The following is a 15724-nucleotide window of genomic DNA, read 5'->3' on the forward strand; positions in this document are numbered from 1 at the left end:
TTATTTTGCTTATTGAGCTAAATTTAAAAACCCTTAAGTTATATGCTTAAGGGTTTTTTTTGGTTAAATTTGCAGCAGAGTGTATTTTAACCGAACAGACGAAAAAGGAATTATTATGTCGATCAATGCAACCTTATTTGGTGAGTTCTTAGTTTTTTTTATTGTGCTGAGTATTCCTATTTTTGCTGTAATTAGCTACAAAATAGGTAAGCGTAAAAGTACTATGCTGGTGTTTTAGCTTTTGTGGGTGGCTGTTTAGCGCTATTTCCACTATTTGCTTTGATTTTTATTGCAGTGCTTGCGCTTAAAAAAGATTTATCTAAAAATAGCGTCTATGCCCATTAAAAACTAGGTTAATAGTGTCAATTTCAAATAATAATCACTACTTCGACGAGCAATTTAACGCTTTACAGCGCGAAGAGCAACTAACTGAAAATTCTGAGTTTGAAGAGTGCACATTTACCGATTGCGATTTTTCAGACGGGCAGTTTAAAAATTGCCGATTTATACAGTGCAACTTTAAAAACTGTAATTTATCGTCACTTAAATGGAACTACAGTTCGCTTGAAGATGTAAGTTTTAGCCACTGTAAATTAAATAGTCTGCAATGGACTGACGTGGATTGGCCAGCGCTTAGTATTAACGCACCGGTGAGTTTTAATTATTGCGAGCTCAGCAATAGTTCTTTTTTTGAATTAACCCTCAAAGCCCTCAAACTAAAACACTGTTTTGCCAAAAATGTTGATTTTAGACATGCAGATTTAAGCGGTAGTGAATTTACAGGAACAGATTTTCGCGATAGTGAGTTTTTTCAAACTAACTTAACAAAATGTGATTTTGTAGGTGCTACAGCATTTAATATAGATTTGAATAATAATATTTTAGCGAATGCTAAGTTTGATCGCTTCGAAGCACTTAATTTGCTTACCAGCCTTAATATAGAGCTTTGTGATTAATTTAGTTTAATATGATTACTATCTAGAAGCGACAGCTTGGCTGGGCTTCTAGATACTGCGTGACTGCGTAATTAACGGCTAGGGCCATTTTTATTACGTGCACTGGCAAGCTGTCTTGCGATTGCTAATAACGCTGGTGAAATATCTTCAGCGCCATCTTTAATTAGTTTTGTAACGTCACCTGATGAAAACAAACCGTCACGTGGTGATTTAATACCTAACTCACGAACAAAATCCTTCGTTTTACCTGTGCTGCCTGTTTCAATAAACTTAAAAATAATACGTTCATTGTTGTTTTTAGCAGGGGTTTTTAGTGTTTCGATTTCGTCATGTATTGCCGTTAGTTTGTCTTCTAAAATTTCTATACGTTCTTGAATGCTATTGTATGATTTCATTTATTGGATCTTTTACTAAATATATTTAAACAATGGCGACTATTATCGCATAGTTTGACAATAGAGAATGCAAACCTATAAAGTAAAAATTATTTTTAATTAAAAACAATAATTTATATAAGTTTAAATATGTAAAAAACACTTAAAAAGCTTTTTATGTTAAGCGCACTAGCTCTAAGTGCATCAGTTATAAGCACATCAGCAATAAGCGCGACAAGCTATGCAAACGATGGCGTTATGACTGATGAAAGCCGTAATCGCACTATTCCTATCAATATCACACTACCAAGTAACAATGCTAAGTGCACTGAACAAGTAAAATGCCCTGTAGCGTTTATTAACGCAGGTTACGGGATTAGCCATAACGGGTATACGTTTGCCAGTAATGCGTTTAATCAGCACGGATATTTAACAATAGCCGTTGCACATGAACTAAAAAGCGACCCTGATCTTAATCGTGAGCAGCCTTACTTAACAACACGTATGGAAAACTGGCATCGTGGCGTAGTAACGCTTAAGTTTTTAGTTAATGAGCTAGCGAGTAAATACCCAGCGTACGACTTTACAAAACTCACCTTATTTGGGCATTCTAATGGCGGTGATATTTCCGCATTATATGGCTCTATTTACCCCAATGAAGTTAGCACTATTATTACGCTCGATCATCGCCGCATGTTGATCCCACGCAATAAAAATATACGCGTACTTACTCTACGCGGTAGTGATTACCCAGCTGATGCGGATGTGCTGTTAAACGATTCAGAGCTGGATAAGTTTCCTGTTACACAAACACTAATAGAAAAATCGCGCCATAACGATATGTACGATGGCGGGCCAAAATGGCTGGTGGGTAGAATGAGTAAAGAAGTAGAGGGATTTTTAGATAGTAAAAGTTAGGTATATAAAAGTTAAATCATAGCGCAGTGTTACCTGCGCTATATTTATTTTACGGCAGTTATTCTACCAGTTCACTAACAATAACAGGGTTATTATGTAGTGTTTTATGCACTGGGCATTTGTCGGCTATTTCGAGTAAACGCTGACGCTCTGGCTCAGTTAAGTCGCCACGTAAGGTGATTTTACGGGTAATGGCTTCAAGGTTACCTGTTTGCTCACAATCGTCGCAATCTTTGTTGTAATCGCGAGTGTGATCAAGCTCTACTTTTACATGCTCCAGTGGTAAGTTTTTACGTGTAGCGTACATACGCAGTGTCATGGCCGTACAGGCACCAAGCCCCGCTAATAAGTGATGATACGGATCGGGACCTAAGTTTTTACCGCCTACTTTTACTGGCTCATCTGCAAGCCAAGTATGATCTTTTGTACTTACGTGCTGAGTAAATACATGGTCTTTTTCTTCAACAAGTACATTGCCACCCGTTAAACTTGCCGTGTATTTAGTTTTGTCGTACTTAACATAACGGTTTGCCCACGTTGCAATTATTTGTGCAGCGTAGTCGGCATCGTTTTTATTTGTTAAAAGGTGATCGGCGTTATCTAAACTAATAAAGCTTTTAGGGTGTTTAGCTGATGCATAAATTTTTTCAGCTTCACTAATATTTACCGTCGCATCAATAGGGGAGTGCATTACTAATAATGCGCGCTTAAGTTTACTAATGTGGCTTTTATCGTACTTGGCTATATCGTCAATAAATTGCTTTTTAATGGTAAATTCACGACCAGCTAAGTTAACTTTAGCTTCACCTGCTGCGTTAATTTCATCAAGGTGTGCTTCAAAGTTATGCGCTACGTGCTGCGCATCTGACGGTGCGCCAATGGTTGTAATAGCCGATACTTCAGGAATATGCTCAGCAGCAGCAAGAACGGCTGCCCCGCCTAAACTGTGGCCAATGAGTAGTTGCGGCGGAGCAAAATGTTCACGTAAATGATTTGCCGCAGATACTAAATCTTGAATGTTTGATGAAAAGTTACTGTTAGCAAAATCACCATCACTATTACCTAAACCGGTAAAGTCGAAACGCAGTACGGCGATACCTTGTTGTGTGAGTGCACGGCTGATCCGTGTAGCTGCTGCAATGTCTTTACCGCATGTAAAGCAGTGTGCAAATAGCGCGTAAAACTTAACGTCACCAGAGGGAAGTTCAAGTTGGCCGGCAAGTTCTAAATCGCCGCTTTTAAAAGATACTTTTTGTCGCATGGGGGGCCTTATTTACACAAATAAAATATATTCTGTCAGGGCGTGTTGACCGTTGTGGATTGAAATTTGTTCAATCTAGGGGCGATTTAATCGTCCCTAGAAAGAACCCAAAGGGTAGCGCATGTTTGGCATTTATGCTGCGTTATCGCCTATTTATGGGGAACAACCACACATCATAGGCTCTGCCTTGCTTAAATACCAAACAGTCTGCTGCAAATTCACCCACCAAAGGTCAGCACGCCCTAGTAGACCAGAGATAGTTACTAAACCTTGCAAATTCAACGTTTTTTTATAAGTTGATCTTGATCAAGCAAAGTGTCGGTGACCATGTCTTGAGGACATATGTCCTTATGTTTTTGAGGTCATTTGTCTATCCTCGCATAGCGCTATAATGAAGGCTTTGCTACTTTATATAAGTAATTTAGCACTATTAAAAGCAACTCACTTCACACAACCTATTCACTGGAACGTACAATGCAATTACCTACTGTTGATTATAAAGCTCCCGATGCGGCTGCACAATTTGTTGAATCGTTGAGAAATACTGGATTTGGCGTTTTAAAAAACCACCCAATCCCACAGTCTTTAGTTGAGTCTATTTACGAAAATTGGCAAGACTTTTTTAACTCAGAGCAAAAGCACGACTTTTTATTCTCTAAAGAAACTCAAGACGGTTACTTTCCGCCTTCAGTATCAGAAGTAGCGAAAGGCTTTACAATAAAAGACATTAAAGAGTACTTTCATGTGTACCCTAAAGGTCGCGTTCCTGCCCAGCTTGAAGCTGATGTACGTGAATACTACCGTTTAGCAAGTGAATTTGCTGGCACATTATTAAGCTGGGTTCAGGCTGAAGCACCAGCTGATGTGCGTGCTAAGTTTTCAATTGATTTAAAAGACATGATTGCCGATTCTGAGCAAACATTGTTACGTATCCTTCATTATCCGCCTATGACGGGTGATGAAGAGCCTGGTGCTATTCGCGCAGCAGCCCATGGCGATATTAATTTATTGACTGTATTACCAGCTTCTAATGAGCCTGGTTTACAAGTTCAAAAAACAGATGGCGGTTGGTTAGACGTGCCATGTGATTTTGGCAGCTTAATTATTAATATCGGCGACATGCTACAAGAAGCGTCGGGCGGGTATTTCCCATCGACAATTCACCGTGTAATTAACCCAACGGGTAAAGCATCTACTAAATCGCGTATTTCATTACCGTTATTTTTACACCCGCATCCAGATGTTGTGCTTTCAGAGCGCTACACGGCAGATAGCTACTTGCAAGAACGTTTGCGTGAGTTAGGTGTTAAGTAACTCTAATACTTAGAGTAATTAAGTATAAACAAAAAACGGCCTATGGCCGTTTTTTGCATTTTTAAGCAACTTAATCACAGGTTTAATTTTAATAAACTATGCTCAATTGCCTGCAACGTAAATAATGGCATGCATTCTTAGCTACTACAGGTATAATGCGCGCAACTGGCTAATGTAGCCTTATTTAAAAGAGAGTTTATATGAGTTTTGAAGGTTTAGGTTTATCACAGTCTTTGGTTAATGCGGTTTTAGAAAAGGGCTATGAAACGCCAACGCCGATTCAGGCTCAAGCAATTCCTGCAATTATTGAACGCCGTGACGTTATGGCAGCAGCGCAAACAGGTACAGGTAAAACAGCGGGTTTTACATTACCACTTATTGAGCGCTTGTCGTCGGGTCCTAAAGCTAAAAGCAATCACGTACGTGCGCTTATTTTAACGCCTACACGTGAACTTGCTTTGCAAGTAAGCGAAAACGTTGAAGAGTACGCTAAGCATTCTGATGTGAGTTCATTTGTAGTTTACGGTGGCGTTAAAATTAACCCACAAATGCAGCGTCTTCGTAAAGGTGTTGATATTTTAGTAGCTACGCCGGGTCGTTTAATCGACTTACATAATCAAAATGCAGTTAAATTTGATAGCGTTGAAGTGCTTGTACTCGATGAAGCTGACCGCATGTTAGACATGGGCTTTATTCACGACATTAAACGCTTAATTGCTAAAATGCCTGCTAAACGTCAAAACTTGATGTTTTCGGCTACATTTTCAGATGAAATTCGTGCATTAGCAAAAGGGTTAATTAATGACCCAGTTGAAATTTCAGTTGCAGCAAAAAATACCACTGCAAAAAGTGTTACTCAGTGCGTTTACGCGGTAGATAAAACACGTAAAACAGCATTGCTAAGCCACTTAATTCGCACTAACGATTGGCAACAAGTATTAGTGTTTAGCCGTACAAAGCACGGTGCTAACCGCTTAGTTAAACAACTTGAACGCGATGACATTGTAGGCGCGGCTATCCATGGTAATAAATCACAAGGCGCACGTGTTAAAGCACTTGATGGTTTTAAAAGTGGTGAAGTACGCGTATTAGTAGCAACAGACATTGTTGCACGTGGCTTAGACATTGTTGAATTACCGCATGTTGTTAACTACGATTTGCCAAATGTATATGAAGATTACGTTCACCGTATTGGCCGTACAGGCCGTGCTGGTGCGTCGGGTCATGCGATTTCGTTTGTAACGGTTGATGATGCTGTTGATTTATATGGTATTGAACGCTTTATTGGTGAGCTTATTCCACGTGCTGAAGAAGACGGTTTTGAGCCTATTAATCCAGTAGCTGAACGCGCATTAGATGCTCGCCCACTGCCGGCTAAAAAGCCTAAGAAAAAGCAGCCTTTTAATAAGCCTAAATCTGATAGCAGCAAGCCTAACAGTAAAAAGCCGAACAATGGTGGTAATGGTACCGGCCCACGCCGTGGTGGTTCTAAAAAGCCAGCTGCTAAAACAGATGACAGCGCGCAAAACCCATGGGCAAAGCGTGAATCTGTTGGCGGTAATGGCCAACGCCGTCGTCGCACAAATAACGATTAATGATCATATTGGCGTTTATACCAATCTGCAATAATACTTAATCATTTTGCGGGGCTAAACGTGTCGCTACCTGCGTTAAAAAAGTCTCATTTAGAACAACTAAATAGCGATTTTTTTGCCTAGCTATCAACACGTTTTTCCACCCTCAAAATAGATCACTTAATTAAGCGAATTGGTATAATTAATTTAGTTAAATGCTGATACAAAAAACGCGCTCCCTTCTTTAATTAAATAGAAGCAGTGCGTTTTTTATTGCCTGTAATTTGTACTTACTGTATTGCCTACCTGATTAAATAGTTAATACCCAAGCCGACAAATAAAGTAACACTTACGCTAAGTAATGTGCCGAGCATAACGTACTCGGTAAGTTTTTTATCTTTGCTTGCACTTAAATCACCAAACCTAAATACTGACTTTGCCGCAAGTAAAAAACCCAGCCCTGCAAATTGGTCAAGCAATATAAAGCTCAGCATAAGTACGCGTTCCAACATACCTATGCTTTGCCCTGCAAGTGGTAAGCTACCAGTACTTGAAAAGTTACTTGTTAAACGCTCTAACATCATTCTTATAAATACGGCGCTGGGACTTAAAATAATTAAATAACCGCATACCACCCACAGTATTTTGGGATCAGTGAGCATATTTTTAATTGCAGCCATAAAGCTACTGTTATCAGTTAACCAAATACTGAGCGCAATAATAACGAGTATGTGCGCTATTTGATCTAGTAAAAAAGGCACCACGCCTTTATCAGAATACGATTTAGCTATATCAATAAAGTAATGGCTGAGCATAATGCTCGCCGTGGCAATTAAAACACTGCTTAGTTGCTGCCACCCGAATGTGTATTCCCACAGGGTAATAATGAGTGCACTTGTTACACCATGCACTAGTACATGAAAATAAAGCTTACTGGCTTTAAAGTGACGGGTATTTCTGTCGTTTACCCAACTCATAGGTTGCCAGTAAAAATCAGCGAGTAAGTGGCCAATAATAAGCGCGACCAGTAAAAGTGAAAATTCCATTATTCACCTCCTTTAATTATATTTTTTATAACGTGTTGTGTGTGCTTAATAAAGTGCTCTATAAGTTGGTAGTGCGCTAAATTTAGTAGTTTGGTTACGTTTTCGCGACTTGTTTTAAGCTCTTTAGCCAGTGCCGCGTGGCTGTTGTCTGGTGATGTTAAATAGACATACAGGGCATTTGCTTGTTTTTGTGTGATTTTAGTGAGCAATACGTCGGCAAAAGCTAAATTAAGATTTAAGCTTTCATCGAGCTGCTGCTCGTTAATATTAAAAACAAAGCGTTGATTGCCTATTTTATCAAGGCCTTGCCCCGAAAGAGTAAAAGCAGAACCGGTTGCTGTTTTTATATCGCTGCGTGGGTTATCTATTTGCCCAAGCGCCAAGCTTTGTCGTAGTTCATAACCTGACGATTTAAGGTGTAAATATACAAGTATGGCATTTTTAAAAAGGAGCTCAGGATTATTAACTTGTAACTGAAAGGCATCGCCTCGGTATATATTCCAAAGTGTTTGCTCACCCGAAATGTTTCGCAAACTTTGCTCTAGTTCGTAAAGCATGGCATCGTATTGCTGCTTAGGGATTGTTTGCGATTTAATAATATCGCCGCTGATCACACCAATCATAAAAATCTCAAAATGGTTACTTTTTAATATGTAACCAATATTGGTTACATAAGGGGATGTAACTAATTTAGGTTACTTAAATATAAATTGCAAGGTACACTTATTTTATAACGTTACTTTTATTGCTATTAATCCTCACTAGGACACTAAATGACTTTACAAAACGAGCAGCAAAGCACGAAACCACGGGTCGGTATTTTTGTTGATGTGCAAAATATTTATTACACGTGCCGTGAGAGTTACGGGAAAAATTTTGACTACAATGCGTTTTGGCGAATGATGGAGGCGCAATACAATATTGAGTGTGCTTTTGCGTATGCAATTTATCGAGGAGATGAAAAGCAAAATCAGTTTCAAAATATTTTGCGTGCGATTGGTTTTGAGGTAAAGCTAAAGCCATTTATTCAACGCCGTGATGGAAGTGCTAAAGGCGATTGGGATGTAGGCATAACAATAGACATGTTAGAGCAGGGTAAAAATCTTAATAAAGTTATTTTGCTCTCTGGCGATGGTGACTTTGCTTTGTTACTTGGGCATTTAAAAAATCAATATAATGTACCGTGCGATGTATACGGTGCTGACAGGTTAACTGCTGAGGTATTAAAACAAAGCGCAGAGCAATTTCATTTAATTGATAATACTTTGCTACTTTAACAGTAAAAAATAGTTAAAAAAGTGCAAGCTAAGTGCCTGCAACATGAGAGATTTTAATACAAAGCCGTAATAGATGAATTAAGCCTTATATAGGCTTTTTTTATTACTGTAATCAATTGGGTTTGCTAAATGATTATGGTAATTTTAAAGCATAACGAGTTACCAAGGACTTACATGCTTCATTACAGCAACATGCCACTAGATAGAGGCTCAAATTTTCGTAAAGACCCATCGTGGCTTAAAGCGCAAATGTCGGTGCAAAGTAAATGGGTTTTAGTTAAAAATAATCAAACCCTATTTATTAAAGATACTCCTAAAGTAAGCTATTTAACGTATCAACAAGTGGCACATTTAGATTTAACGAGTGCTATTTTTGTTGGTTTAAACAATGCTAAACATGGTGTGTTTGCATTGGATGTTTCTGATCTGGATGAAAGCGTACTTTCGCCTTTAATCGAGGGCGCTCAGTTTTTTGATATTCGCCAATATGGGCCTCAAGTAACCATTAAGTATGCCTCAATAGCCGCCCTTGCGAGAGGGTTATGTTATTGGCATGCCACGCACCGTTTTTGTGGGCGCTGCGGTAGTAAAAACCGTTCAGTGGAAGCCGGGCATTCTCGTGTATGTGAAAACGAAAACTGTAAGCATCCTACATTCCCGCGCACCGATCCTGCGGTAATTATGGTCGTTACTAAAGTCTTTGCTGACGGAGTAGAGCGATGCCTATTAGGTCGCCAATCTGCGTGGCCCACTGGTATGTATTCTTCGCTTGCTGGATTTGTAGACCCAGGGGAGACACTGGAACAAGCTGTTGCGCGTGAAGTTAAAGAAGAGGCAGGCATAGAAGTTGATAACGTACGTTATGTTGCATCTCAGCCATGGCCGTTCCCATCGTCAATTATGCTTGGCTTTTTTGCACAGGCGACATCTGAGCAAATTAACGTAGATAAAGAAGAGCTAGACGATGCAAAATGGTTTAGTCGTGAAGACTTAGAGCAATTTGGTAATTGGCACGAAGAAGGCGAGCATTTAAAGCTGCCTAGAACCGATTCTATCTCTCGTTATTTAATTGAGCATTGGCGCACAAACCCTTAAGGATTAACAATGTCGAGTAAAAGTAATAAAAACACTCAGCTGGTATCATCAGGGCGAAAAAAAGCCTATACACATGGCGTAGTAAACCCTGTTGTACAGCGTGCATCTACCATTGTATTTGATACTGTAGCCGATTTAAAAGATGCAGCTAAAACCCGTGGCGATAAAACGTTATTTTATGGGCGCCGAGGAACAACAACACACTTTGCGCTACAAGAAGCGATTACAGAACTTGAAGGCGGCGAAGGGTGTGCATTGTACCCTTGTGGCGCTGCGGCGATCAGCCAAGTATTTTTATCGTTTTTAAAAACCGGTGATCATATTTTAATGGTTGATAACGTGTACGAACCAACTCGTGATTTTTGCGATAAAATTTTAGTGGGGCTGGGTATTACAACAACCTATTACCCGCCAACCATTGGCGCAGGTATTAAAGATTACATTCAGCCAAATACTAAAGTGTTGTTTTTAGAATCTCCAGGCTCTATTACGATGGAAGTGCAAGATGTGCCCGCTATGGTAAAAGTAGCCAATGAGCACAACGTAATGACCATGCTTGATAATACCTACGGTAACGGCTTGCATTATCGCCCGTTAGAGCACGGTGTTGATATTAGTATTCAAGCTGCAACAAAGTATATTGTTGGCCATTCAGACGTGATGATGGGGGTGGCTGTTGCTAATAAAAAGTATTGGCCAACCTTGCGCGAAAACTCATACTTACTAGGGCAATGTACCAGTGCCGATGATGCGTATTTAGCACTTAGAGGCCTGCGTACAATGGGTGTGCGTTTAAATCAACATGAAAAAGCAGCAATAGAAGTAGCTAAATGGCTTGAGCAACATGAGCTTGTTGATCATATTCGACACCCTGCATTTGAAAGCTGCCCAGGGCATGAGTTTTTTAAACGTGACTTTGATGGCAGTAATGGGTTGTTTTCATTTGTGATGAAAACCGGCAATCAAAAAGCGATTGATGCATTTTTAGATAGCCTTGAGCATATCAAAATGGGCTTTTCGTGGGGCGGTTTTGAAAGTTTGGTAACGGCTAATTTAACCATGAAAGGGCTGCGCTCAAATACAGGTTGGGATTTAGGGCCGGTTATTCGCTTGCATATTGGCCTTGAAGATGTAGAAGATTTAATTAGCGATTTAAGCCAAGCACTTGAGGTTTATAAGCAGCATTTATAATTTATATCGCAATTTATACTATTACATTTAAATGTATTGTTACAAAGCTCACCATAGGTGGGCTTTTTTTTGCTGGTAATTCAGGGTGTTTACACTTAGTGTGGATAAATAAACAGAAAATAAAAAGTCATTAAGGATAGTCAATGGCAACACCATTACCGATAAACGTAGGGCGATTAACGCAAATAGCGGGATTTGAGCTTGTACGTATGTTTTTAACTAAACGTGGACTTATTGCATTAGCTGCCTTTGCATTGGTGTGGCTAATAATACTGCGCTACCCAATAGGGCAGGCAGTAGGCATTGTAAGTGCGCCCGATTTTGAACAAATAGCCCGTGATATATCAGGTTCTATTGGTTTAAGTAAATTATTGGATTGGCCTGAGGCCGAATTTGCTATGTACTGGTTAATAGCCCTTTATAGCTTTCCCGTTTTTGGTTTATTTATTTGTAGCGACCAAACGGTAGGCGATAGAGAGCGCGGCACACTAAGGTTTTTATCACTGCGCTCCACTCGCTTTGAAATACTGTTTGGCCGTTTTTTAGGGCAGCTAGGAGTATTAGCATGTTTGGTGGGTATAACGCTTGTGGCTACACTCGCGGTATTGGGTTTTAGAGATCCAAGTTTACTGGCTGGTGGTTTTGCCCGTGCGCTTTCTATATTTTTAATATTAGTGATTACTCTGTGCCCATTTGTAGCACTAATGACGTTAATTAATACCTTTGCTCGCTCATCACGTTTATCTATTGTATTGGCAATTTTATATTTTGCAGCAGGCGGTATTGTAGTTGGTTTATTGCAATGGCAAATACCCGCATTAGGCCTGTTTGATTATTTATTTCCGGGTGTGCAAATAGAGCTATTAGCGGGGCAAAATTTACCATTATTGAGCGCTGTGACTATTCCCCTTGTGCAAACAGCGGTATTACTAAGCGTTGCTCAACGTATTTTTGCAAGGAGCTCACTATGAGACCATTAATTACAGCTAGCGGTTTGAGTAAATCGTATGGTGCAAAACTTGCGCTTAATAATGTGGACTTTGAAATTAACAAAGGCGCGCCAGTGGCACTTGTTGGGCCAAATGGTGCGGGTAAAACTACCTTATTTAGTTTGTTGTGCGGCTATATTGCGCCAAGTAAAGGCAGCCTTGAAATATTAGGGCACAAACCTGGTAGCGCTGCTTTATTTAATAAAGTAAGTGCATTACCGCAAGACGCGCAACTTGACCCTCGCTTTAATATAGATAAGCAACTCGCCTTTTATGCAAAGCTGCAAGGTATGGGTGCTAAGCAAAGTCAAACTGAGGCGCTACGTGTACTTGATTTAGTTGGCTTAAAAGAAATTGCAAAGCAGCGTGCGGGGGATTTATCGCACGGTATGCGCAAGCGCGTTACGATAGCGCAAGCACTTATTGGCGCACCACAAATTGTAATGCTTGATGAAGCAACCGCAGGGCTTGATCCGATTCATGCCAGAGAAGTACGTGAGCTGGTATCAGAATTAAGTGAACAGGCTACATTTATTTTAAGCTCTCACGATTTAACTGAGCTTGAGCGACTATGCTCACAGGTACTTCATTTAGATAAAGGCGTACTAAGCGAGCATCAAACAAAAACTAATAATACCGATAAACACTTTTATACATTAATGCTAAGCGAGGCTTATCAAAATGTTGAGCAACAGCTTCAAGCAATTGCAGGTGTGAGTCGTGTGTATATGAGCCAACATAAAGAATATGTAGTTGAGTATCAGCCAACGAGCGATCCACTTGATATTGCACTACTGAATTTTTGTCATCAACAACACTGGCAGTACAGGCAGTTAGTTAATGGTCATACATTAGAGAATCAAATATTTAAACAGGAGAAAGTATAATGGGTTTACTTAGCGGACTTATGGGTAATGCAAGCGAAGTTGACGATTCTGATTTAGAAAAAATCCTCGCCAATACATTAATTGACGGCGAGCAAGTAGAAAAAGCATATAAAGTAGTACGTGATATGTTTATTTTTACTAATAAGCGCTTAATCTTAATTGATAAGCAAGGTATGACCGGTTCTAAAATGGAAATGGTGAGTATTGCTTACTCTAAAATTACCAAGTTTAGTAAAGAAAGTGCAGGCCATTTTGACTTAGATGCCGAGCTAAAAATATGGGTTGGCTCAGATCCAACACCAATTAGTAAAGAGTTTAAGTCTGGCGATAATATTAACGATGTTTACCGAATTATTAGCCAACACGCGCTTTAATACGGTACATGTTTTAAGTAGTTGTTGACTAGATGTTGCAACTACTTTAATTTTACAGTTTACAACACTTCCTTACAATTAACTTAATAAATACAACTGGTTAGTTAAGTTTTCATTCAGTTTCCTAACGTTAGCATGTGCCTCGACTTTAGCAATACAGCTAGAGCATAAAAAGCAATGTACATAGGGAAGTCTTACAATGAAAAAATTAGCAGTTATTATTTCGAGCATTTTATTATCTAGCACTGCGGCTGCTGCAGACAGCTATAATTCAATTAGTAACCTAAGCTACAAAAATAGCGATAACAACGACACCGTTGCGGTAGATTCTATTTACTACTTATCTCCTAAAAAAACTTTAGGTCCGTACGATCAGTTTGAATACATCAATAAACAAACTAACGTATATGGTGGCTATGCTGATGACGACTTTGGCGATTTAACATCAGTTGGTGGTGAATACTTCATTAATGAATTTGTTGTTGGCGCATCTTACGAAAACCTAGACCCAGATTCAGGTTCTAACAGTGAGCTTTATAAACTGACGGGTGGTTACTTTTTCAACCCTGATTTACTTGCAAAAGTAACACTAGTTGAAAACAAAGACGGCGACGATTACGCATTATTTGATTTAGCTTACAACTACATGCTAAACAGCACAGATTACGTAGGTGTTACACTTACATCAGACGACGATTTTGATTACCGTGCAGTTGCTGCTAAATACTTTATTGATTTACAGCAAGGTAACTATCTAACTTTTGAAGGTAAATACGAAAGCATTGATGACGCAGAAAACCAATGGGTAGCAGAAACTAACTACTACTTCTCAAAAGCAACATCTGTATTTGCTAACTACAACAAGCAAGACACTTACAGCTTTGGTGCTCAACACTTCATCAATAAAAATATTGGTGTAAAGGTGGGTTACGAAAACAACGCTGATGATTCTGATAACGATGCGTACTTTGCTAACATGCGTTTTCAGTTTTAATTAAGTCCCGTACTTAGTTAATACAAAAGTAATATCAAAAGCCCGCTAAATTTAGCGGGCTTTGTTGTTTATAAACGTTTGATCTTTTACCAACCATAATTACGGCTTTTATTATGCTCATCTAAATAACCCCTTTAAGTTATAAATAGAGTTGCCATAAATGGCTAGATTGTTATTAAAGCCATTAAGTAGAGTCGATGATAATAGTTATAAAATAATGAGTATTGGAGTTTTTTTGCTGGTAAATAATGGTTATTGGAAAAAACAGATAAAAATATGCACTTATACAAACCTATTCTTTATTATAAATTCAGAAATAATGAATTAATTATAGTCATTATTTTGAGAAATTAGAAAAATTTAGTGAGGGAGGTTATATTGATGAGGTTTATCGAATAATTAAGTTGTGTTTAATTTAGCGACAACTTGTACCTTATTTGTTACTTTTTGAGTTTAAATGATGACAGACTATTGTTACGTATATTTTATTGATACCCGTTGTTTACATTTACTTGTAATTATTTACATTTCAAGTGGTTTTAATCTAACCTCTTATTCAGTTTTTGTTCATTTTTTTGGCGTTAGGATGCGCCCCGACTTTGGCTAGACAGCTGAGGCATAAAAGTAATATTTATAGGGAATTTAAAATGAAAAAATTAGCCGTTATCATTTCGAGCATTTTATTATCAAGCGCTGCAACCACTGCAATAGCCGCAGATACTTACCAATCAATCAGCCATGTAGGATACGTGGATGTAGATGGTGATGACACACTAAGTGTTGACTCAACTTATTATTTTTCTCCAAAAGCGACGTTAGGTCCTTACGATCAATTTGAGTACATCAATAAGCAAACAAATGTTTATGGTGCATACAGTGATAATGATTTTGCAGATGTTACTAGCATTGGCGGTGAGTATTTTGTAGAAGATTTTGTATTAGGTGCACAGTACAATAATTTCGATAGTGATTTTGGCTCAAGCACGGATGTAATTGAACTTTCTGCAGGTTACTTCTTTAATCCAAACCTTTTATTAAAAGCAACGTTTGTTGATGTAGAAGATGCTGAGAATCAGTTTGTGTTTGACCTAGCATATAACCACGAATTAAATAGCACTGATTATATCGGTTTCACAGTAACAGCAGATGATGAGTTTGATTACCGTGCAGTAGCAGCTAAGTACTTTGCTGATTTACAGCAAGGTAACTACTTGACTGTTGAAGGTAAATTTGAAGATGTTGATGGTGGTTCAAGTAACTGGGAATTAGCATCTAACTACTATTTCAGCAAAGCAACATCGGTTTTTGTTACAGTTAATAAAAATGATGATTACACTCTTGGTGCTCAACACTTCTTCAACAACAATGTTGGTTTAGAAGCAGGTTACGGCAATAACTGGGATGATTCTGATTATGATGCTTACTTTGCAAATGTAAGTTTACAGTTCTAATTTAACTAAAATTAGAATATGAA

The 15724-nt window shown here is 38.7% G+C and carries 16 protein-coding genes and 1 pseudogene; 13 read left to right on the forward strand and 4 right to left on the reverse strand.

What is annotated here, in order from left to right:
- The first annotated feature begins 115 nt into the window (after positions 1-115).
- Positions 116-345 (forward strand): annotated as a pseudogene (locus AC5NT5_RS06210) (hypothetical protein).
- 14 nt (positions 346-359) lie between these two features.
- Positions 360-956 carry a pentapeptide repeat-containing protein gene (locus AC5NT5_RS06215; protein ID WP_188162311.1) on the forward strand — a complete coding sequence of 199 codons (597 nt, stop codon included), beginning with the start codon at positions 360-362 and terminating at the stop codon, positions 954-956.
- A 71-nt stretch (positions 957-1027) separates the two neighbouring features.
- Here the strand turns inward: AC5NT5_RS06215 and AC5NT5_RS06220 are convergent, their stop codons facing one another.
- On the reverse strand, positions 1028-1351 hold the full coding sequence (locus tag AC5NT5_RS06220) for a hypothetical protein (protein WP_007377991.1): 324 nt from the start codon (positions 1349-1351) through the stop codon (positions 1028-1030).
- A 156-nt stretch (positions 1352-1507) separates the two neighbouring features.
- On the opposite strand from AC5NT5_RS06220, the gene AC5NT5_RS06225 reads away from it, so the two are divergent.
- Positions 1508-2248, forward strand: coding sequence for an alpha/beta hydrolase (locus AC5NT5_RS06225; RefSeq protein WP_494514341.1), 741 nt, complete (start codon positions 1508-1510; stop codon positions 2246-2248).
- Positions 2249-2306: 58 nt separating this feature from the next.
- Here AC5NT5_RS06225 and AC5NT5_RS06230 read toward each other — a convergent pair whose 3' ends face one another.
- Complete coding sequence (locus AC5NT5_RS06230) at positions 2307-3509, reverse strand: bifunctional alpha/beta hydrolase/OsmC family protein (protein WP_494514340.1); 1203 nt, start codon at positions 3507-3509, stop codon at positions 2307-2309.
- A gap of 474 nt (positions 3510-3983) precedes the next feature.
- Between AC5NT5_RS06230 and AC5NT5_RS06235 the strand changes: the two genes are divergently transcribed.
- Entirely contained in the window at positions 3984-4823 is an 840-nt protein-coding gene (locus AC5NT5_RS06235) for an isopenicillin N synthase family dioxygenase (RefSeq protein ID WP_494514339.1), read from the forward strand.
- A gap of 200 nt (positions 4824-5023) precedes the next feature.
- Positions 5024-6418, forward strand: coding sequence for a DEAD/DEAH box helicase (locus tag AC5NT5_RS06240; protein ID WP_024595752.1), 1395 nt, complete (start codon positions 5024-5026; stop codon positions 6416-6418).
- A 281-nt stretch (positions 6419-6699) separates the two neighbouring features.
- Here the strand turns inward: AC5NT5_RS06240 and AC5NT5_RS06245 are convergent, their stop codons facing one another.
- Both AC5NT5_RS06245 and AC5NT5_RS06250 read right to left on the reverse strand, forming a co-directional pair.
- Entirely contained in the window at positions 6700-7443 is a 744-nt protein-coding gene (locus AC5NT5_RS06245) for a DUF3307 domain-containing protein (protein ID WP_494514338.1), read from the reverse strand.
- Positions 7443-8066: a hypothetical protein gene (locus AC5NT5_RS06250; RefSeq protein WP_494514337.1), complete on the reverse strand. Its 624-nt coding sequence runs from the start codon at positions 8064-8066 to the stop codon at positions 7443-7445. The genes AC5NT5_RS06245 and AC5NT5_RS06250 overlap by 1 nt, the downstream gene beginning before the upstream one ends.
- A 150-nt stretch (positions 8067-8216) precedes the next feature.
- Between AC5NT5_RS06250 and AC5NT5_RS06255 the strand changes: the two genes are divergently transcribed.
- The 8 genes from AC5NT5_RS06255 (at position 8217) to AC5NT5_RS06290 (ending at position 15701) form a co-directional block, all read left to right on the forward strand.
- Positions 8217-8720: a LabA-like NYN domain-containing protein gene (locus tag AC5NT5_RS06255; protein WP_494514336.1), complete on the forward strand. Its 504-nt coding sequence runs from the start codon at positions 8217-8219 to the stop codon at positions 8718-8720.
- Positions 8721-8894: 174 nt separating this feature from the next.
- Positions 8895-9815, forward strand: coding sequence for an NAD(+) diphosphatase (gene nudC / locus AC5NT5_RS06260; protein ID WP_494514353.1), 921 nt, complete (start codon positions 8895-8897; stop codon positions 9813-9815).
- Positions 9816-9824: 9 nt separating this feature from the next.
- Complete coding sequence (locus AC5NT5_RS06265) at positions 9825-11006, forward strand: cystathionine beta-lyase (protein WP_494514335.1); 1182 nt, start codon at positions 9825-9827, stop codon at positions 11004-11006.
- Between the two features lie 143 nt (positions 11007-11149).
- Positions 11150-11977 carry an ABC transporter permease gene (locus AC5NT5_RS06270; protein ID WP_494514334.1) on the forward strand — a complete coding sequence of 276 codons (828 nt, stop codon included), beginning with the start codon at positions 11150-11152 and terminating at the stop codon, positions 11975-11977.
- Positions 11974-12882 carry an ABC transporter ATP-binding protein gene (locus tag AC5NT5_RS06275; RefSeq protein ID WP_007377980.1) on the forward strand — a complete coding sequence of 303 codons (909 nt, stop codon included), beginning with the start codon at positions 11974-11976 and terminating at the stop codon, positions 12880-12882. The genes AC5NT5_RS06270 and AC5NT5_RS06275 overlap by 4 nt, the downstream gene beginning before the upstream one ends.
- A complete protein-coding gene (locus AC5NT5_RS06280) occupies positions 12882-13256 on the forward strand; it encodes a PH domain-containing protein (protein ID WP_007377979.1) in 375 nt (124 codons plus the stop codon). Before AC5NT5_RS06275 ends, AC5NT5_RS06280 begins: the two co-directional genes overlap by 1 nt.
- A gap of 199 nt (positions 13257-13455) precedes the next feature.
- The gene (locus tag AC5NT5_RS06285; protein ID WP_002962833.1) at positions 13456-14250 is read left to right on the forward strand and encodes a putative porin; all 795 of its coding nucleotides are present in this window, start codon (positions 13456-13458) and stop codon (positions 14248-14250) included.
- A gap of 647 nt (positions 14251-14897) precedes the next feature.
- A complete protein-coding gene (locus AC5NT5_RS06290; protein WP_182712721.1) occupies positions 14898-15701 on the forward strand; it encodes a putative porin in 804 nt (267 codons plus the stop codon).
- Positions 15702-15724 lie beyond the last annotated feature (23 nt).

The organism is Pseudoalteromonas sp. J2K-J599 (assembly GCF_059295115.2).